Source organism: Micromonospora rifamycinica, from assembly GCF_900090265.1.
GTDB lineage: Bacteria > Actinomycetota > Actinomycetes > Mycobacteriales > Micromonosporaceae > Micromonospora > Micromonospora rifamycinica.
Genome location: NZ_LT607752.1, coordinates 6,400,542 through 6,418,850 on the forward strand (window position 1 = coordinate 6,400,542; position 18,309 = coordinate 6,418,850).

Consider the following 18,309-nt stretch of genomic DNA (forward strand, 5'->3'; position numbering starts at 1 on the left):
TCGCATATGGACGTGGAGAGTCGTGGATCCTCGACAGGTACGCCGCCTGGCGGAGCAGTCTGCCAATTTCGGGTTCTTGACGAACCACCCGCTGCTGGTCTGGTACGGCGCGGGTGCCGAATCGCTGGTCTATGTCGATGCCCAGGCGGCGATGCTCAAGACGCGCAGCTTCGGTGAAGTGCTGGCCAAGGACCTGGTACGACGTACCAACGCCAAGGCGGTCAGTGGCAGGTTCGTCCACCAGGTCCAGGCGCTCAACGCCGACGGCACCCTCGTGCAGCATGTCCACGCCGCGTTCGAGCGGTTGCGTAACGTCGGCAACGAGGCGGCGCACGAGCACTTCAGCGAGGTCCGCGAGGCGTTGGTGCTGCTGCGTACCTGCTTCGAGTTGGGGTTGTGGTACCACCGCGCGTTGACCGACGACCGTACGCCGAGGGGGTTCGTGCCGCCGAGCCCGCCGGCGGCGCAGGTTCCCGCGTCCATCGCGGCGAGCCTTCAGGCCGAGATCGACCGCTACAAGCGGGAGCTGGCCGACGCCAAGCTGTTGCTGGCGGGTAAGCCGTCGCTGGCGCAGGCGCAGGCCGATGCGGTGCGTGACGCCGACGCGGCGGTGCGGGCCGCCGATGCCCGACGCGGGGAGACTGCCGCGCTGGTGGCGAGCCTGGAGCCGGCTGCCCAGGCGGCGCAGCAGGCGTTCGACAGCGCCCAGCCACGCCGGGTGTCCGCCGGTAAACGCGAGGAGTTCATCGCCCGCGCCCGCCGCGCCTCCCACGAGCCACTGAACGAGGTGCAGACCCGGATCGAGATCGACCGTCAGCTCACCGCCGCCGGGTGGCAGGTCCAGGACGAGAGCCAGCTCAACCTCTTCGCGGGCAGCGGCGTCGCGGTGCGCGAGGTGACCCTGGCGACGGGCCGGGCCGACTACCTGCTCTACGTCGACCAACGCCTGGTCGGGGTGATCGAGGCCAAGCGGGAGGGCACCGCCCCGCGCGGGGTGGAGGCGCAGCTCGACCGCTACCTCGACGGGTTGACCGCGGAACAGCGGCTCAGCGCCTGGCGGCGGGAGGCGGCGCTGCCCTTCGGGTACGTGGCCACCGGCACCGAGACCGCGTTCGTCAACCGGCTCGACCCGTTTCCGCGTACCCGGGAGGTGTTCGCGTTCCACCGGCCGGAGACGCTCGCCCGGTGGATGCGGGAGGCGGACGACGAGCCGGCCGCGCCGACGCTGCGCGCCCGGCTGCGCCGGATGCCGGCGCTGGACCGGCTGGGCCTGCGCCCGGCGCAGATCGACGCGGTCGAGGGTCTGGAACGCTCGCTGGCGGATGCCCGGCCCCGGGCGTTGATCCAGATGGCCACCGGGGCGGGCAAGACCTTCACCGCGGTCACCAGCAGCTACCGGCTGCTCAAGCACGCCCGTGCCCGCCGCATCCTGTTCCTGGTCGACCGCAACAACCTCGGCAAGCAGACCCTGCGCGAGTACGCCGGCTACCAGACCCCCGACGACGGGCGGAAGTTCACCGAGCTGTACACGGTGGACCGGCTCTCCGGTGCCGGCCTGCTCGACTCGTCCACCGTGGTGATCTCGACGATCCAGCGCCTGTACGGGGCGTTGCGCGGCACCGAACTGCCCGACGTCGACCTCGACGACCGGGCCTTCGACAGCTACGACCTCGACGAGCCGGCCGAGGTCGGTTACAACCCGCAGCTGCCGCCGGAGACGTTCGACCTGATCGTGGTGGACGAGTGTCACCGGTCGATCTACGGCAAGTGGCGGGCGGTCATCGAGTACTTCGACGCCTTCGTGGTGGGGCTGACCGCGACCCCGGTGAAGCAGACCCTCGGCTTCTTCCAGCAGAACCTCGTCTCGGAATACACCTACGAGCAGGCGGTCGCCGACGGGGTGAACGTCAACTTCGACGTCTACCGGATCAGGACCGAGATCACCGAGGGCGGGCAGAGGATCGAGGCCGGCACCGTCGTGCCGCTGCGCGACCGCCGCACCCGGGCCGAGCGCTACCAGGAGCTGGAGGACGACTTCACGTACGCGGGCCGCCAGGTCGGCCGGTCCGTGATCTCCAAGGGGCAGCTCAGGCTGGTGCTGGATACCTTCCGCGAGCGGCTGTTCACCGAGATCTTCCCCGGCCGTTCCACGGTGCCCAAGACGCTGATCTTCGCGTGCGACGACAACCACGCCGAGGAGATCGTCGCCATGGTCCGGGAGGTGTTCGGGCGCGGCAACGAGTTCGCCAGGAAGATCACCTATTCCTCCCGACGGGACGGCGACAACCCCGACACCCTCATCCAGGCGTTCCGCAACAGCCCGGAGATGCGGGTCGCGGTCACCGTCGACATGATCGCCACCGGCACCGACGTACGCCCGCTGGAGTGTGTGTTCTTCCTCAGGCCGGTGCGCAGCGCCACCTACTTCGAGCAGATGAAGGGGCGTGGGGCGCGCACCATCGACCCGGCCGACTTCCAGTCCGTCACGCCTGACGCGAGGGTGAAGGACCGCTTCGTCATCGTCGACGCGGTGGGGGTGACCGAGGCCGACCTGGACGAGGCGGTGCCGCTGCAACGGCACACCGAACAGCAGATCTCGCTGCGTGACCTGCTGCGCAAGGCCGGCACGCTGACCGCCGACGTCAACGAGGTGGCCACCCTGGCGTCCCGGTTGTCGCGCCTCGACCGGCAACTCACCGACGACGAACGCGCCGAGCTGGCGGAGCTGGGCGGGCAGCCGCTCACCGGCATCGTCCGGGGCCTGGTCGACGCGGTGGCTCCCGAGCAGCTCAACCCCGCCACCCAGGCCGGGCCGGACGCCGTCCGCGACCTGCTGGCCGGCGCACTGCGCCCGCTCGCCGCGAACCCGCAGCTCCGCGACCGCATCCTGGAGATCCGCCGCGCCCATGACATCACCATCGACGAGGTCAACGTCGACAAGCTGGTGTCGGCGGCCGGGGTGCCCGCCGCCGAACGCGCCCAGGTGACCGTGCGGAGCTGGCACGACTACCTGGAACAACACCGCGACGAGATCACCGCGTTGCAGGTGTTCTACGAGGGCAAGGGTCGGGTCAGCTACGACCAGCTCAAGGAGCTGGCGGCCCGGATCGCCCGGCCCCCGCAGGCGTGGACCCCGGATTCGCTGTGGCAGGCGTACGTGCTGCTCGGCCGCACCGCCGAGCAGGCCGGGTCGCGCGGGGTCACCGACCTGGTCGCCCTCATCCGCTACGAACTGGGCCTGGACCAGGAACTACGTCCATTTCGTACGGCCACAGAGGAGCGTTTCCGTGGGTGGCTGCTGCGGCAGGAACAGGCGGGCGCTACCTTCACTGCCGATCAGGTGTGGTGGCTGGAGAGGATCAGGGACGTGATAGCGGTCAGTGTGGAGATCACCCCCGACGACCTGGAAGGGGCACCCTTCACCGAACGCGGCGGCATCGACGGGTACGCGGGTGCCTTCGGCAACCGCGCCGAACCCCTCCTCACCGAACTCAACCAGGAGCTGTCCGCGTGACCGACCTTTCTCCGGGTTGGATTGTCGCGCCGCTGGGTGAGCTTGTCGACGTCCTCGATAGTCATCGGATCCCGGTCAGCGCCAAGGAACGCGTGGAACGGTCTGGTTCGGTGCCTTACTACGGGGCAGCCGGACAAGTAGGATCTATCGACTCTGCAATCTTTGACGAAGATTTGGTGCTGCTCGGCGAAGACGGTGTGCAGTTCTTTGATCCTCACAAAGACAAGGCATACCGGATTTCAGGTCCGGCATGGGTGAACAACCACGCCCACGTTTTGCGTCCAAGGGAGTTGCTTGAAATCAGCTACCTCCATCACTACCTGAACTCGTTCGACTATCGCGGCTATGCCAATGGAACGACCCGCCTCAAGCTGACGCAGGCGGCAATGAACCGGATTCCAGTCAGGCTGCCACCCCGCGCGGAGCAGCGGCGTATCGTCACTGCCCTCGACAGTCACCTCTCTTGCTGGGAGATGGGCTCCTCTCAGCTTGTCGGCACGCAACGAAGGATCAATCGCTTTCGGGATCAGGTGATGATGCTCGCCGGGGTGGGCGCGTTGGGACGTGACGAGCCCCAGTTCCGAGCGCTGCCCCCCGAGCCTGCGGGGGTGCAGGATGGCGAGTTGCCGGCAGTCCCGGACACCTGGCATTGGATGCGGTTGGAGGAGTTCGCGGAGGTCGTAGGTGGGGTCACCAAGGACAGCAAGCGGCAGTCCGATCCCGAGTTCGTGGAGGTGCCCTACCTGCGGGTGGCGAACGTGCAACGTGCCCGGCTCGATCTGTCGGAGGTAGCCCGCATCAAGGTGCCGCCGAAGAAGGCCGAGCAGTTGCGCCTCCGGCCGGGTGACGTGTTGCTCAACGAGGGCGGCGACCGTGACAAGCTCGGCAGGGGGTGGGTCTGGGAGGGGCAGATTCCCGGGTGCATCCATCAGAACCACGTCTTCCGCGCCCGGATCAAGGATGAGGTGCTGCACCCTAAGCTGCTGGCCTGGCACGCGAACGGCTTCGGTCGTCGGTGGTTCGAGGTGAACGGCCTCCAAAGCGTCAATCTGGCGTCGATCAGCCTCGGGAAGATGAAAAAGTTCCCGGTGCCGATTCCGCCTCGTGCCGAGCAGGACGCCCTCGTCCAGTCGGCTGAGAAGTACCTCTCCTTGCTCGATGGCATGGAGCGGGCGGTGACCTCGGCCCGCGAAAAGGCGAACCGGCTGCGGGCGTCGCTGCTCGCGGAGGCGTTTGCGGGGCGACTCGTGCCGCAGGACCCGGACGACGAGCCGGCCGCCGAACTGCTCGCCCGGATCAGGGCCGAGCGGGCGGCCACCATCCCGACGCAGCGGACGCGCTCCCGGCGTACCCCGAAGGAGTTGGCGGCACCGCCGACCAGGGTGACCGGCGACGACTATCAGCAGGAGACCTTGCCACTGTGAGCACTGTGGATTCGCGCCGTCTGGTGCAGAAGCTCTGGAACTACTGTGACGTGCTGCGCGACGACGGCGTGTCGACGATCGATTATGTGGAGCAGTTGACCTATCTGCTGTTTCTCAAGATGGCCGACGAGCGGGCCAGGCGGACGTTCCGGCCGGAGCAGATCGTGCCCGCCGAGCTGAGCTGGCAGACCCTGCTGGACGCCGAGGGCGACGACCTGGAGGTGCAGTACCGGCACATCCTCACCGGGTTGGCCCGGGAGGGCGGCACCCTGGGGACGATCTTCCGCAAGGCGCAGAACAAGATCCAGGACCCGGCGAAGCTCAAGCGACTGATCGTCGACCTGATCGACAAGCAGGAATGGTCGGGCACCGGGGTCGACGTCAAGGGCGACGCCTACGAGGAGTTGCTGGCCAAGGGCGCGGAGGACGCGAAATCCGGCGCGGGGCAGTACTTCACCCCGCGTGCGTTGACCGCCGCGATGGTCGACTGCATGCTGCCCACCCCCGACGACACGATCACCGACCCGGCCTGCGGCACCGGCGGATTCCTGCTCGCCGCCTATGACCACATCCAGCGTCACCACGGCAGCACCCTCACCCCCGACCAGCGGCGACGGCTCGCTGGCGGTGCGATCACCGGCACCGAGCTGGTCGACGGCACCGCCCGGCTGGCGGCGATGAACATGCTGCTGCACGGGATCGGCACCCCCAACGGCCCGTCGCTGATCGCCGTGCGCGACGCCCTCGGCCGGGAGCCTGACCAGCGGGTCAGCCTGGTGCTGGCGAACCCGCCGTTCGGGCGCAGCTCGTCGATCCGGATGGTGGGGGAGGACGGCCGGTCCTCCCGCGAGGAACGCGAGATCGAACGCAACGACTTCTGGGCCACCACCGCCAACAAACAGCTCAACTTCGTCCAGCACATCGCCGCGCTGCTGGAGATCGACGGCCGGGCGGCGGTCGTCCTGCCCGACAACGTGCTGTTCGAGGGCGGCGCGGGGGAGACCATCCGCCGCCGGCTGCTCAAGCAGTACGACCTGCACACCATGCTGCGCCTGCCCACCGGCATCTTCTACGCCGGTGGCGTCAAGGCCAACGTGCTGTTCTTCGAGCGTAAGCGTGCCCGCGAGGAACCCTGGACCCAGAACCTCTGGGTGTACGACTTCCGCACCAACCAGCACTTCACGCTCAAGCAGAACCCACTGCGCCGGGAACACCTCCAGGACTTCGTCGACTGCTACCTGCCCGGCAAGGACCGCGCCGAGCGGGTGGAGACCGAACGTTTCCGCCCCTTCCCGTACGACGAGTTGATCGCCCGCGACAAGGTGAACCTGGACATCACCTGGCTCAAGGACGCCTCCCTGGAGGACGCCGACGCGCTGCTGCCACCCGAGGTGATCGCCCAGGAGATCGTCGAGGACCTCCAGGCGGCCCTACGCGAGTTCGCCGCCATCGCCGAAGCCCTCGGCGCGACAGCCTCCCGGGTCGACACCGACTGACCGTGTATAGCATCAACTACATGCGATGGAACGACATCCGTGCCGAGCATGTGGAACGGGCCGGGGGTGAAGGAGCTGTCGAGGCCGGCAAGCGGGAGTTGCTCGCCGAGGTGGTCGGGCACCGCCTCGCCGAGGTGCGTCGTGCCCGCAGCCTGACGCAACAGCAGGTCGCCGACCGCATGGGTGTCACCAAGGGGCGCGTGTCCCAGATCGAGCAGGGTAGGGTCTCCGGACAGGACGTCCTCGCCCGCTATGCCGCTGCGCTCGGCGGTCGCCTCCATCAGGCGATCTACTTCGACGACGGGGACATTGCCGCCATCGCATAGCCCTCACTGCTCGGTAGGTCCGACCGGCTTCCGCCATATCGCTCGTATCAGCCACGATCGAACGTGTGCTGTGCTGTCGTGCGCCGGTTACTGCGGGGTGTCATTTCCGCTGGGGCGTACTGCTGGAAAAGCCCGGGTGTTCCGGTGGCCCTTCGGGTAGGGTCGCCGTCGCGCCTTGTGGTCGGCCTGTGGTAGCCGTGACCTGCCCGGCTTCCTTCCGGTTGCCGCCAGCCCGCCGTTTCGATGTCGTCGTCCAGCTGGAGCCGGAGGTCCCAAGATGGCCGAAAAGACCTATCAGGTCATCGTGCGCGGCAGGTTCGCGCCGCTCGATGACGTGCAGCGTGCCGCGCTGCTCGCCAGGGCGGACGAGCACGATGTTTTCCAGGCGAAGTTCACCGAAGAAGGCACCGTGACCTATGAGCGCTCCCTGCTCGGGTTCACCTTCCGCTGCCTGGTCCCGGCCACTCGGGAGGAGGCGGAATCGGTGGTGATCGGTAGGGCGGAAGCGCTGGCCGCCACCGCCGTCGCGGAGCTCGGTGCCGGCCACCGGGACCTCACGTCGGTCTCCACCGACCTCGACGACATCAAGATCCGCCACCGTGCACGCTCGTAACGGCCGGCCAGCCCTCAACGGCGTCGCCACGCGGCGAGCTGCTGTCTCCTTCGTGGAGAGTTGTTGTCGCCCTGGGCGCAACAAGTCTCCACAAACCTGGGCTGGTTGTCGGTGTGGGCTCCGGCGACCCCACCCAGGAGCAGATTGCCGACCGCCGGGGGTGGCAGAGGTGCGCGTCTCGTACGCGCTCCAGCAGGGCGGGCGGTTACTCCGGGGTGTCGTCCTCGGTGGGGCGTGGGGGCCGGTGCTTGGTGATCCACTCTTCGACGTCCACGGCCAGCCACACCTTCATGCCGCGTAGCTCCTGGTAGGGGCGCGGGAAGGTGGGATGCCGGGTGAGCTGCTGGAACCGCTGCCGCGAGACACCCATCCGCTGGGCGATCTCGTACGGACCCATCAGCAGCACCGGGTCACGACTCATGTTGCCAAGCGTAGTGATTCGCTGACTTTCCGATCGGCTATTGCCAGCTGACTAAACCTCCACCAGGGACCGTGTCGGTATGTCACGACGGGTGTCCTACCACGAGTATCTCCTCGCCACGGCAATGACGTTGGCGCGGCGGCACCGGCCGGCGTGGTCGTGGCGGCGGTGGCGGTTCGTCTGCCGGTGCGGAAACGAGCTGCCCTGCCGCTACCGGCACCGCATACCGATCAACCAACGGCACTGGCCGAGCCAGGACGGGCCGCGATGATCACGCTACGGGCCGGGGTGCTGGTGTACGTGACGCGCACGGCGAGCCCGCAGTTCGTCAAGCCGATCCTGTTCCGGCTGATCCGGGTCCGCACCGAGTGGATCACGTACGACGGTTGGGCCTGGCTCGACGGTTACCAGATCAACGCCAAGGGCGACGCGGTGGCTCGCCGGCTGATCTACGTCCAACCCGCCGAACTCCTGCCACCCGAGCCCACCCCGAAAGCCGCCCCGACCCGCCGGCCCGTCCCCGCCTCCCGCACCGCCACCTCCCGGCGCGTCCCGTCGACCCGACCGCCCCGCCCGCGGTGACAGGGAGCCGTCGACGAGCTGCCGTGATCATCCCTCCGCAGCGGGGAGCGGTTCGTTCACCTCGGTTCCGGCAGCCGCACGGCGCAACTCGTCAAGGGTGCGTCTGGCCGCCTGACGGCGTTTCTCGAAGGCCGCCGGTTCCGCCGCCGCGAGTTCGTCGAAGTAGCGGACACCCTCGGCGGTCAAGGCAATGATCTCTTCGGTCACGCTGCCAACCATGAGCCCGACGTATCCGACGCTCCACAGTGATATCGCTAGGTCGGGGAGGTGGGTGTCGCGGTTGGTGGTGGTGAGTTCGCGTCGGAGGTTGACGGCTTCGTTGCTGGTGGTGAGTGCGTCGGTGTGTCGTCCGGCTTCGGTGAGTCGGAGCGCGTGGTTGTTGAGCGATGTGGCGAGGTCGGGGAGGTGGGTGTCGCGGTTGGTGGTGGTGAGTTCTTGGTAGAGGTTGACGGCTTCGTGGCTGGTGGTGAGTGCGTCGGTGTGTCGTCCGGCTTCGGCGAGTCGGAGGGCGTGGTTGTTGAGTGACATGGCGAGGTTGGGGAGGTGGGTGTCGCGGTTGGTGGTGGTGAGTTCTTGGTAGAGGTTGACGGCTTCGTGGCTGGTGGTGAGTGCGTCGGTGTGTCGTCCGGCTTCGGCGAGTCGGACCGCGTGGTTGTTGAGCGACATGGCGAGGTCGGGGAGGTAGGCGTCGCGGTCGGCGGTGGTGAGTTCGCGTCGGAGGCTGAGGGCTTCGTGGCTGGTGGTGAGTGCGTCGGTGTGTCGTCCGGCTTCGGCGAGTCGGAGCGCGTGGTTGTTGAGCGACATGGCGAGGTCGGGGAGGTGGGCGTCGCGGTCGGCGGTGGTGAGTTCTTGGTAGAGGTTGACGGCTTCCTGGCCGGTGGTGAGGGCTTCGGTTCGTCGTCCGACTTCGGCCAGCCGTATCGCGTGCTCGTCCATCCACAACGCCTGAACGTCGGGCGGGGTGTCCGGGGTGAAACCAGTGACGATGCGGGTCGTCAGCGTCACTGCCAGCCGCCCCAACTCCGTCGTCGGATGGGGCACGAGGTCGGCGACCCGCCGCGCCCATCCGAGATCGATGTCCGCATCCGCCAGCAGCCGCACCGCGCCCGGCGTGAACACCCCCGGGAACTGCACCCCGACCCGGATCACCGCCTCGACCATCCGGGGCACGTCCACCCCCAGCGCCACCTCGATCAGCGTCGCCGCGTCGGCCTGGTGCGTCCTCGCCCGGCCGAGCACCGTCAGCGCCCGTACCGCCTGCGCCCCCGTCAGGCCGGTGAACACCCGCGCCCGGTCGGCGGCCGGGTAGTCCCGCAGCACCCGTACCGCCAGCGCCTCCGCCAGCAGGTCGGGCTGCACCACGCCGAGCCCGGTACCGTCGGCGGCCGGATACAGGTCGGCCAGCCACGCCGCGTACCGGTCCACCCGCTCCGGCTCGGCGGCCACCAGCGCGGGAACCCGCCGGATTAGGCCGGCGACCTCGTCCGGTCCGTCCGCGCCGAGCAGCGCCGCTACCCCGACCACCTGCCGCAGCAGCGCGTCCGACGCCGGGTCGTCGGCGGTCAGCAGGCCCGCACGGCGGGCCGCGAACCGCCAGTAGCGGGCCTCGTGCCCCAACACCTCGGTCAGCACGTCGTACCGGCCGTGCCGGGGTTTCCCGTCCAGGACGGTCAGCAGCGCCTCGGCGTGCAGGCGCAGCACCGGTGTGTCCGCCGGGCGGTCGCAGGGCTCGACCGCCGGCACCGGTCGCCCGAGGTGGGCGGCGAAGTCCCGCGCCGCGAGGGCGACGATCTCGCCGGGTTCGCTCTCCTCGATCCGGGCCGGCAGCTCCACCACCTGCGACCGGCCGGTCACCGCGTCGAGCAACTGCGCCTGCTGCGGGTACGCCGCCGACAGCGTCTCCCACCACAGCCCGGCACCCCGGGCGATGAGCAGCACGCGTACCCGTACCCCGGTGGCCCGCTGCGCCGCGCAGACCAGCGCCGCCACCCCGGCCCGGTCCCGCGTCTCGGCGTAGTCGACCACCACGAGCAACCGCGACGGTACGCCGCCCGAGGCGATGAGGGTGGCCGTCTGCTCCTCGGCCCCGGCGTGGATCCACTCGCACCGCCAACCGGGCAGCCGGCCGGCGTACTCCCGGGCCAACCGGGTCTTGCCCACCCCGCCCGCGCCGGTCAGCAGCCGTACCGCCACCGCGCCGGGGTCGGCTGCCCAGGACTCCAACTGGCGCAGCACCCAGCCGCGACCGAGGAAGTCGACCACCTCCCGGCTCGGGTGCAGCAGCCAGGCCACCGACTCCGGCAGCTCGGCCGACGTCACGCCGCGCAGCGCGTCCTCGCCGCGCCGCCGGGCCTCCCGCTTCGCCGCCAGCCGGTCGGCCACCGTCGGCCCGAAGCCCCCGACCACCCCGGCGGCGGCAGCGGAGACGACGGTCCATCCGGTCTTGTCGTCGGCGACGGCCGCCCACGCGCCGAACCCGGCGACCACGCCCGGGATGCCCACCCACCACGCATGCCGCCGCCAGGCACCCCGGTCCATGCGCGACACCCTACCGAGGGTCACCAACAGGACACGAAACGATCTTCACGGGTGTCGGGGTTGGTCCGCCGCCAGGTCGATATCAAGAATCGAGAAGCATCGATTGACAGAAGTTTGTCCGATCGGGACACTCGATGAAACATAACCGTGCGTGCAAGGCGTGGCGCTGCCGCTCCGGGAGGACCAGATGAGGCTCGTACACCGGCGGTCCCTGCTCGCGGGAGCACTCGCCGCCACCACCCTGGTCGGCGTGGTCGGGGTCGCCAGCTCGGCCTCCGCCGCCACCGGCTGCCGGGTGACCTACACCGTCACCAGCCAGTGGAGCGGCGGCTTCGGGGCCAACGTCGCGGTCACCAACCTCGGCGACCCGATCAACGGTTGGCAGCTCACCTGGTCGTTCACCGCCGGGCAGCAGATCACCCAGTACTGGAACGGCACCGCCAGCCAGAACGGCGGCCGGGTCACCGTCGGCAACACCACCTGGAACGCCGCGCTCGGCACCGGGGCGAGCACCTCGTTCGGCTTCAACGGCTCGTGGAACAACGTCAGCAACCCGGCACCGACCGACTTCGCGTTCAACGGCACCCCCTGCACCGGCAGCACGACGCCCACGACACCGACCACACCCACCCCGGGCACCCCGCCCCCCACCACGCCGCCGCCCACCCCGACGACCCCGGCACCGACCACACCGGCACCCACCACCCCACCGCCACCTACCCCGAGCACCACCCCGAGCGGCGCGGAGGCGACCATCGTGCCCGACCCGTCCTGGACCTGCGGCCGGTCCACCGGCCTCGTGCCGCCCACGCGCGGCCGGCTGGTGTTCCGGGCCACCGCCCAACTCGGCGCGATCCGCGACGTCGGCGTCACCCAGTACGGCCACCGCCGGATCCTCGACATCCGGGGCGGCACGGTCACCGGGGACCGGATCAACGGCACCATCCTCACCGGCGGCCTCGACCTCGAACTCACCCTCGGCACCGGCGCGACCGAACTGGAACAGGTCGCCATCCTGCGCACCACCGACGGCACCCCGATCTACCTGCGCACCTGCGGGGTCGCGCCGGCCGGCGACGCCACCGTGCGGATCGTGCCCGACTTCGAGGCCCCGAACTCCAGCGCGTACGCCTGGTTGAACACCGGCACCTACGTCGGCACCCGGACGGTCGACACCGCGACGAACACCCTGAGCCTGGCCGTCTACGACGTCGCCGGGGTGTCCCCGGCCGACCCGCGCGTGCAGCTACGCGACCCGGCCGGTACGGCCAACCAGCCGTGGGACTGCCTGACCGGCAGCGGCAGCCGGGGCGCGGCGGTGTTCACCGAGACCGTCACCCTCGGGGCCAGCGTCTCGGTCGGGGCCAGCAAGCGCGGCACCCGCAACATCATCCCCATCACCGGCGGCACCGTGACCGGCCGGGTGACCGGCACCGTCCTGCCCGGTGGCGCGGACTACCAGCTCATCGGCGCGACCAGCACGCTGGACGCCCGGTACGTGCTGTCCACCAACGACCGGGAGCTGATCCTGGTCCGCAACTGCGGGGCGTTCGGTCGGCTGGTGCCGACCTTCGAGGCCCGCGCCGCCGGCCCGTACGCCTTCCTCAACGCCAACAGCTGGCTGAGTTCCGACCCGGGTTCCGCCCCGGGCGGCGTGAGCATCACCTTCTACGAACGCCGGTGACGTGGGGGAGGGCGGTGGACCGTCCTCCGCCCCGGCACCCGGCCCCGCCCCACGGTCCCCACCTGGTGGGGCGGGGCCGGGTCGCACCCCGCCCGGCCGGTCAGCCGTCCAGCGCCAGCCGGGCCACCTCGTCCGCGCAACCCCAGGCCAGGGTCACCCCCGCGCCCCCGTGACCGTACGCGTGCACCAGCCGCCGTCCCGGCGTCGAACCGGCCTGCACCGCCACCCTCGGCCCACCGTGCCGGGCCGGGCGCAGCCCCACCCGCACCCCGAGCACCGGAGCATCGGCCAGCTCCGGCACCAGCGCCACGCACCGGTCCCGGATCGCCGCCGAGGTGGCCGGATCCGGGCCGGTGTCCCACTCGCCAGGCTCGAAGGTGCCGCCGAGCACCACGTCGTGCCGGCGCGGGTGCACGTAGGTGATGCCGGCCGGGTTCTCCTCGTCGCGTACCGAGGTGGTCAGGCCGGGGTTCGCCACCAGCACCAGGTGCCCGCGTACCGGGTGCACGGCCGGATCGTCGGCGAGCCGGCCGGCGGCCAGGCCGGTGGCGTTGACCACGGTGGGGGCGAGGGCGAAACCGTCGTCGAGCCGGTCCAGCCGGCCGGTCCTCACCACCCCGCCGGCGGCGGTGAACCGGTCCCGCAGCCAGCGCAGGTAGGGCGGCATCTCCACGGTTGGCGCGGTGAACCGCAGCTCCGTCGCGTACGGCCCGGAACCCGGGCCGGTGACCAGGTCACCGGTGGCCGCCGCCCACCACGGCGGGCCGCCCCCCGGCCGGCGCAGCAGCATCCGGGTCGGCCGGGCCACCACCCCCGGCACCCCGGTGGCGGCCTGCCAGCTCAGCTCCGCGTGGGTCTCGACGGCCCAGCGCAGCACCCGGGGATCGGCTTCGGTGTGGCTGGGATACCAGACGGCGGCAGCCACCGCCGACACCGTGTCGTCGGGCGGGTCGGCCGTCAGCAGGGTCACCCGGGCACCCCGCTCCCGCAGCCGCACCGCCGCCGTCAACCCGATGATCCCGCCCCCGACCACCAAGACCTGTGTATCCATCGTCGACCTCCCCGTCGGTGCCGCCCCGGGCCGGGCGGCCGGACCTGGATCGTCTCGCCGGGCCGACGGTCCGGTCCAAGACAGAACCGGCGGCCGGCGATAAGCCGCACTTATCGTTACCGGGATGGGGACCTCACCGACCGGCGGCCCGGCCCGGCCGGAGCGGGCCTGGCCGGAGCGGGACCGGCCGGATCGGGACATGCCGGCGCATGGTCGGCCGCCGGGCGGCCCGGCCGGGCGGCAGCCGGCACCCGACGGCGGGGACCTGCGCCGGTGGCGGTACTTCGTGGTACTCGCCGAGGAGTTGCACTTCACCCGGGCCGCCGCCCGGCTGCGGATCGCCCAACCGGCGCTCAGCCAGCAGATCCGCGCCCTCGAACGGCAGCTCGGGGTGACCCTGCTGCACCGCGACAGCCACGGCTGCACGCTGACCGGGGTGGGTGCGCAGGTGGCCGGGGAGGCCCGTCGGCTGCTCGCCGAGGTGGACGCCGCGACCGCCCGGATCCGCGACCTGGTCGGTGGGCGCGGCGGCCGGCTGCGGCTGGCGTACACCCGGTCGGCCCGGGGCGGTCGGGTCGACGCGCTGGTGGCCCGGTTCCGGGCGGCCCATCCCGAGGTGGAGGTGGTCCCCGAGACCGGCTGGACGGCACCGAACGTGACCGGACTGCTCACCGGCCGGCTCGACGTCGCCTTCGTCCGCCCGCCGTTGCCGGAGGCGGGCCTGACCTGCCGTACCGTCGACCGGGAGGAGCTGTTGTTCGCGGTGCCGGCGGGGCATCCGCTCGCGGCCGGTCGCGGCCGGGTGCGCCGGGCCGAGGTGGTCGACCTGCCCGCGGTGATGTGGCCCCGGGAGAACGGCCCCGGCATGTTCGACCGCACCATCGCCCAGGTCTGGCCCGACGGCGGCTTCCACCTGGTCCGGCAGGAACCCGACGACGAGCAGTTGCTGCGCGCGGTGGCCGACGGCGACGTGGTCGCGGCCGTGCCCGCCGGCCGGGCCCGCGCCCTGAAGGTGCCGGGGGTACGCCTGCGGCGCTTCACCGCCCCGGTGCCGACCGTCGACGTGGCCCTCGCCTGGCGGACCGACACCGCCAACCCCGCGGTCCGCCGACTCGCCGCGCTCCTCGCCGCCCTCTGATCCGCCGACTAGCCGGTCCTCACCGCTCGCTGCCCCGCCGCGTCGCCGTGCTCCTTGCCGCTGTCTGATCCGCCGGCTCGCCGTTGTCGGATCCGGTGGGCACCGGCGCGCTCGGACGGATATCCGACAATGGGCCGGCACGCCGGTCGAGCGGGCGAATGTGAATCGCCGGCCGCATTCGCAACGAGTAATGTGCTGCCTCCCACGGCCGTGACGGACCACCGTGTTCGTGGAATCGTCCCACCCTGTTCATGGGTCGTTTCGCCGTGTCCCCGGAATCGTCCTGCCGATCGGCAGGAGACGCTGTAGTCGAGGAGCCCCGACGTGTCCGACATGGACAGCGCCCCGCAGTTCAGCAGCGGGGCCGATCCCGCCCCGGCGCAAACCCGGACCGAGACCCCGGCCGCGCCGGCCGCCGCGCCACCCACCGCATCGCCCGCCGCGCCACCCACCGCGTCGCCCGCCGACGACGCCGGTGACCGGTTCGCCTATCGGCCGCCCGGCTATCCCAGCGCCCTGGTCTGGCTGCGGGCCGGCATCGTGCGTGACTGGCGGGGGGTGCTCGGCTCGTTCCTGGCCACCTGGCTGTACGTGCCGTTGGCGCTGGTGTCGGCGGTCTGGTGCGGCCTCGCCCTCGGCCTCTACGGGCTGATCGCCGGGGGCACCCAGTCCGAGGAGGCGGTGCCCGAGCTGCTGCGGGACGCGCCGCTGGTCGGGCCGCTGCTGGACGCCTTCGTGACGCGCTCCGGCGGGGTGGTCGGCGGATTCGCCGGATTCGTGGTGGGCGCGCTCGCCGGTTTCCTGGTCGTGCTGGTGCTGCCCTGGCGCAACGCCTTCGACGAGCCGGCGAACCTGTTCACCGGGCTGGCCGGAATGGTGGTGGCCGCCGGCCTGGTGGGGGTGCTCTACACCGTCGGGCGGGTGCTGCTGGAACCGTGGCTGCTGGGTGTCTCCGGCGCGCGTCCGCTCAGTCGCCGCGAGGCGGAACGGTTGCGTCCGCTGCTGACCGACTGCGCGGCCCGGCTCGGCCTGCCCGGTGAACCCCGGCTGCTGATCGAGGACGACCCGGTGCTCACCAACGCCCGCGCGTACGCCCGGCACGTGGTGGTGAGCACCGCCGTGCTGGACTGCACCGACGAGGAGATCGCCGCGCTGCTCAGCCACGAACTCGTGCACTGGCGGACGGGCGACGAGGTGACCAGCGCGTTCATCCGGGGCGTCGGCCTGCCGCTGGTACTGGTGCACGCGCTGCCGGCCTGGCTGATGCGCCGCTTCCCGCACCCGGCCACCGACTTCGTGGTGTTCCTGTTCTTCTGGCCGGTGCTGCTCACCATGCGCTACCTCGTGCTGCCCTGCCACCGCCGCGACGTGCGGGCCGCCGAGTACCGGGCCGACGCCGGTGCGGTGCTCGCCGGGCACCGGGAGGGGATGCGCGCCATGCTGGAGCGACGGCGCTCCTTCGAGACCGGCCGCAGCGGTTGGGACGAGGCGGTCTGCGCCACCCACCCGCCGTCCGAGCTGCGCCTGGACCGGCTGGACCGGCCCGCCCCGGACCCGGCCACCGACCCGGCGGCCACCGCGCGCGGCCTCGACGGGCTGTTCGGCGCTCCGACGACGACGGCGATCGGCTCCCGCCGGGCGCTGCTGCTGGTCGGGGCGCTGGTGCTGGTGAGCTGCCTGGGCGGTGGGTTGACGGCGGCCCAGTGGGCGTTCTTCCGCCCGCAGGCGGTCGTGAGCGACTACTTCGAGGCCCTCGACGACCACGACGGCGAGGACGCGCTCGCCCTGCTCACCCCCGAGGCGCGGGCCGTGGTGGGCGACGGCGGGCAGCTCGCCCGGATGGTGTCGGCCAAGGGCTACCAGCCTCCCGCCGCGGTGTCCGTGACCGCTGTGGAGCGCGACGGCGACGAGGCGGTCGCCACTGTCGCGTACACCCTCGGCGGGCAGAAGCTCACCGCCGAACTGCCGTTGCGCCGCGACGACTCGGCCGTGCTCGGGCTGTTCCACCGCTGGCGGATCGACGCCGCCCCGGCGACCCTGAGCCTGCCCGGCGGCCCGGCCCCGCTGACCGTCAACGGGGTGCCCGCACCCACCGGTGACGAGCAGGTGGCGGTGCCGCTGCTGCCCGGGGCGTACACGGTGGCGGGGGAGAGCACCGTGCTCAGCGAGACGGCTTCGCGGGAGGTCTACGTCGTACCCGGGCAGCAGAGCGTGAGCGGCGCGGAGCTGACGCCCACGCTGCGACCCGAAGCGCAGGCGGCGGCGGAGCAGAGCGTGCGGTCCTACCTGGACGCCTGCGCGGCCCAGGCGGTGGCCGCGCCGCCGGGCTGCCCGCTGCGCTACTACACCGGCGGTACGACGGTGAAGAAGATCTCCTGGAAGATCACCGAGTACCCGACGATCGAGCTGACCCTGACCGGCCCGACCACCGCCCGGGTCTCCACCGCCTACGAGGCGCAGGGGTCGGCGCGGGCGACCGGCAGCACCGTCGGCTACTTCGGGACGACCCCGTTCACCGAGAACGAGAGGTTCGGGGTCAGCGGCGTGCTGTCGGTGGTCGACGGCAAGCTGACCTTCCAGCCCGGCGACGACTGAGCCGTCCGGCGAGGACCACCCCGCAGGCGACCACCGAAACGGAGACCGAGATGACCGCCCCCCGCTCCGACGCGCCGGCCCGGCTGGTGCTGGCCCCGCGCGCCGCCGGCCCGCAGCGGACGCCGCTGCTGACCTGGCTGCACCGTGACCCGAGGTACCGCGCCGTGGTACGTGACGCGGGGCGGGGTGACGGTCGGGCCGGCTTCAGCGACGCGGTGATCATCGCGGTGGTCGCCCAGGGGCTGCTGCCCGGACTGTTCAACCTGGTGCAGAGCTGGGTGGACCAGCAGCGTACCGAGGTGAGCATCCGGTTGCAGGTCGGCGACTCCGAGGTGGAGCTACAGGTCAGCGGTCGGACCGACCCGACGAAGCTGCTGGACCAGGCGCAGCGGGCGCTGGACCCGGACCGGGCGCGGCGGGCGTTGGACTCGGACGGGGCGCAGCGGGCGTTGGAGTCCGACCGGGCGCAGCGGGCGCTGGACCGACAGGGACAGGCGGGGGACGCCGCCGACCGGTGAGGCGGCGGGGGCACGGCCGGGGCCGTCGTCCCTGCTGCGCGTGGGCGGCGACCTCGGCCTGGTGTTCGACGGCGGCACACACCCGGTGGTCCGTCAGGCGCTCACCGACGTCACGATCCGAGCGGAGGCGGCGATGCGGTGGTCGCGTGCCGTGAACCTGGGCCGGGGATGTCTTACCAAAAGAGTTCTCATGCCTGTCAGGCATAAATATGCCTGACAGGCATGAGGGTCGCTCGGCAAATGGTAGTCCGGCGCGACACGCCGGCACGAACCGCCGGGCGAACCGCTGGCGCGACACGCCGACACGAACCGCCGGCGCGATGCGCCGACACGAACCGCCGGCGCGATGCGCCGACACGAACCGCCGGCGCGATGCGCCGACACGAACCGCTGGCGCGACACGTGCCGT

At 71.3% G+C, this 18,309-nt stretch carries 13 protein-coding genes; 10 read left to right on the plus strand and 3 right to left on the minus strand.

Going from position 1 to position 18,309, the window contains the following annotated elements:
- The first annotated feature begins 76 nt into the window (after window positions 1-76).
- The 5 genes from GA0070623_RS27195 (at window position 77) to GA0070623_RS27215 (ending at window position 7,373) form a co-directional block, all read left to right on the plus strand.
- Window positions 77-3,514 carry a DEAD/DEAH box helicase family protein gene (locus GA0070623_RS27195; protein ID WP_197700015.1) on the plus strand — a complete coding sequence of 1,146 codons (3,438 nt, stop codon included), beginning with the start codon at window positions 77-79 and terminating at the stop codon, window positions 3,512-3,514.
- Window positions 3,511-4,938, plus strand: coding sequence for a restriction endonuclease subunit S (locus GA0070623_RS27200; RefSeq protein WP_084261486.1), 1,428 nt, complete (start codon window positions 3,511-3,513; stop codon window positions 4,936-4,938). Before GA0070623_RS27195 ends, GA0070623_RS27200 begins: the two co-directional genes overlap by 4 nt.
- Before the next feature lie 5 nt (window positions 4,939-4,943).
- Window positions 4,944-6,434, plus strand: coding sequence for a type I restriction-modification system subunit M (locus GA0070623_RS27205; protein WP_197700016.1), 1,491 nt, complete (start codon window positions 4,944-4,946; stop codon window positions 6,432-6,434).
- A 20-nt stretch (window positions 6,435-6,454) separates the two neighbouring features.
- Window positions 6,455-6,760: a helix-turn-helix domain-containing protein gene (locus tag GA0070623_RS27210; protein WP_067312617.1), complete on the plus strand. Its 306-nt coding sequence runs from the start codon at window positions 6,455-6,457 to the stop codon at window positions 6,758-6,760.
- 277 nt (window positions 6,761-7,037) lie between these two features.
- Window positions 7,038-7,373: a DUF6204 family protein gene (locus tag GA0070623_RS27215; RefSeq protein ID WP_067312598.1), complete on the plus strand. Its 336-nt coding sequence runs from the start codon at window positions 7,038-7,040 to the stop codon at window positions 7,371-7,373.
- A 205-nt stretch (window positions 7,374-7,578) separates the two neighbouring features.
- On the opposite strand, the gene GA0070623_RS27220 is transcribed toward GA0070623_RS27215, so the two are convergent.
- Window positions 7,579-7,794, minus strand: a complete 216-nt coding sequence (locus tag GA0070623_RS27220) for a helix-turn-helix transcriptional regulator (RefSeq protein WP_231932565.1) — start codon at window positions 7,792-7,794, stop codon at window positions 7,579-7,581.
- Between the two features lie 267 nt (window positions 7,795-8,061).
- Between GA0070623_RS27220 and GA0070623_RS27230 the strand changes: the two genes are divergently transcribed.
- Window positions 8,062-8,376 (plus strand): hypothetical protein, encoded by a 315-nt coding sequence (locus GA0070623_RS27230; protein ID WP_067312596.1) that lies wholly within the window; start codon window positions 8,062-8,064, stop codon window positions 8,374-8,376.
- A 27-nt stretch (window positions 8,377-8,403) separates the two neighbouring features.
- Here GA0070623_RS27230 and GA0070623_RS27235 read toward each other — a convergent pair whose 3' ends face one another.
- On the minus strand, window positions 8,404-10,914 hold the full coding sequence (locus GA0070623_RS27235) for a tetratricopeptide repeat protein (protein ID WP_089004198.1): 2,511 nt from the start codon (window positions 10,912-10,914) through the stop codon (window positions 8,404-8,406).
- 187 nt (window positions 10,915-11,101) lie between these two features.
- On the opposite strand from GA0070623_RS27235, the gene GA0070623_RS27240 reads away from it, so the two are divergent.
- Entirely contained in the window at window positions 11,102-12,598 is a 1,497-nt protein-coding gene (locus tag GA0070623_RS27240; protein WP_084261657.1) for a DUF3237 family protein, read from the plus strand.
- Between the two features lie 100 nt (window positions 12,599-12,698).
- Here the strand turns inward: GA0070623_RS27240 and GA0070623_RS27245 are convergent, their stop codons facing one another.
- Window positions 12,699-13,649 carry an FAD-dependent oxidoreductase gene (locus tag GA0070623_RS27245; RefSeq protein ID WP_067315448.1) on the minus strand — a complete coding sequence of 317 codons (951 nt, stop codon included), beginning with the start codon at window positions 13,647-13,649 and terminating at the stop codon, window positions 12,699-12,701.
- A gap of 124 nt (window positions 13,650-13,773) precedes the next feature.
- Here GA0070623_RS27245 and GA0070623_RS27250 point away from each other — a divergent pair, with 124 nt between their 5' ends.
- The 3 genes from GA0070623_RS27250 (at window position 13,774) to GA0070623_RS27260 (ending at window position 17,900) form a co-directional block, all read left to right on the plus strand.
- Entirely contained in the window at window positions 13,774-14,787 is a 1,014-nt protein-coding gene (locus tag GA0070623_RS27250; RefSeq protein ID WP_231932566.1) for a LysR family transcriptional regulator, read from the plus strand.
- A 333-nt stretch (window positions 14,788-15,120) separates the two neighbouring features.
- Window positions 15,121-17,382, plus strand: a complete 2,262-nt coding sequence (locus GA0070623_RS27255) for a M48 family metalloprotease (RefSeq protein ID WP_231932872.1) — start codon at window positions 15,121-15,123, stop codon at window positions 17,380-17,382.
- A gap of 50 nt (window positions 17,383-17,432) precedes the next feature.
- Complete coding sequence (locus GA0070623_RS27260; protein WP_067315441.1) at window positions 17,433-17,900, plus strand: effector-associated constant component EACC1; 468 nt, start codon at window positions 17,433-17,435, stop codon at window positions 17,898-17,900.
- The last annotated feature ends 409 nt before the right edge of the window (window positions 17,901-18,309 follow it).

What these genes read in the sequence shown, in the direction of transcription:
- GA0070623_RS27210 (WP_067312617.1), top strand. Translation starts at nt 6,455, where the DNA reads ATGCGATGGAACGACATCCGTGCCGAGCATGTGGAACGGGCCGGGGGT.
- GA0070623_RS27215 (WP_067312598.1), top strand. Translation starts at nt 7,038, where the DNA reads ATGGCCGAAAAGACCTATCAGGTCATCGTGCGCGGCAGGTTCGCGCCG.
- GA0070623_RS27220 (WP_231932565.1), bottom strand. Translation starts at nt 7,794, where the DNA reads ATGAGTCGTGACCCGGTGCTGCTGATGGGTCCGTACGAGATCGCCCAG.
- GA0070623_RS27230 (WP_067312596.1), top strand. Translation starts at nt 8,062, where the DNA reads ATGATCACGCTACGGGCCGGGGTGCTGGTGTACGTGACGCGCACGGCG.
- GA0070623_RS27235 (WP_089004198.1), bottom strand. Translation starts at nt 10,914, where the DNA reads ATGGACCGGGGTGCCTGGCGGCGGCATGCGTGGTGGGTGGGCATCCCG.
- GA0070623_RS27240 (WP_084261657.1), top strand. Translation starts at nt 11,102, where the DNA reads ATGAGGCTCGTACACCGGCGGTCCCTGCTCGCGGGAGCACTCGCCGCC.
- GA0070623_RS27245 (WP_067315448.1), bottom strand. Translation starts at nt 13,649, where the DNA reads ATGGATACACAGGTCTTGGTGGTCGGGGGCGGGATCATCGGGTTGACG.
- GA0070623_RS27250 (WP_231932566.1), top strand. Translation starts at nt 13,774, where the DNA reads ATGGGGACCTCACCGACCGGCGGCCCGGCCCGGCCGGAGCGGGCCTGG.
- GA0070623_RS27255 (WP_231932872.1), top strand. Translation starts at nt 15,121, where the DNA reads ATGGACAGCGCCCCGCAGTTCAGCAGCGGGGCCGATCCCGCCCCGGCG.
- GA0070623_RS27260 (WP_067315441.1), top strand. Translation starts at nt 17,433, where the DNA reads ATGACCGCCCCCCGCTCCGACGCGCCGGCCCGGCTGGTGCTGGCCCCG.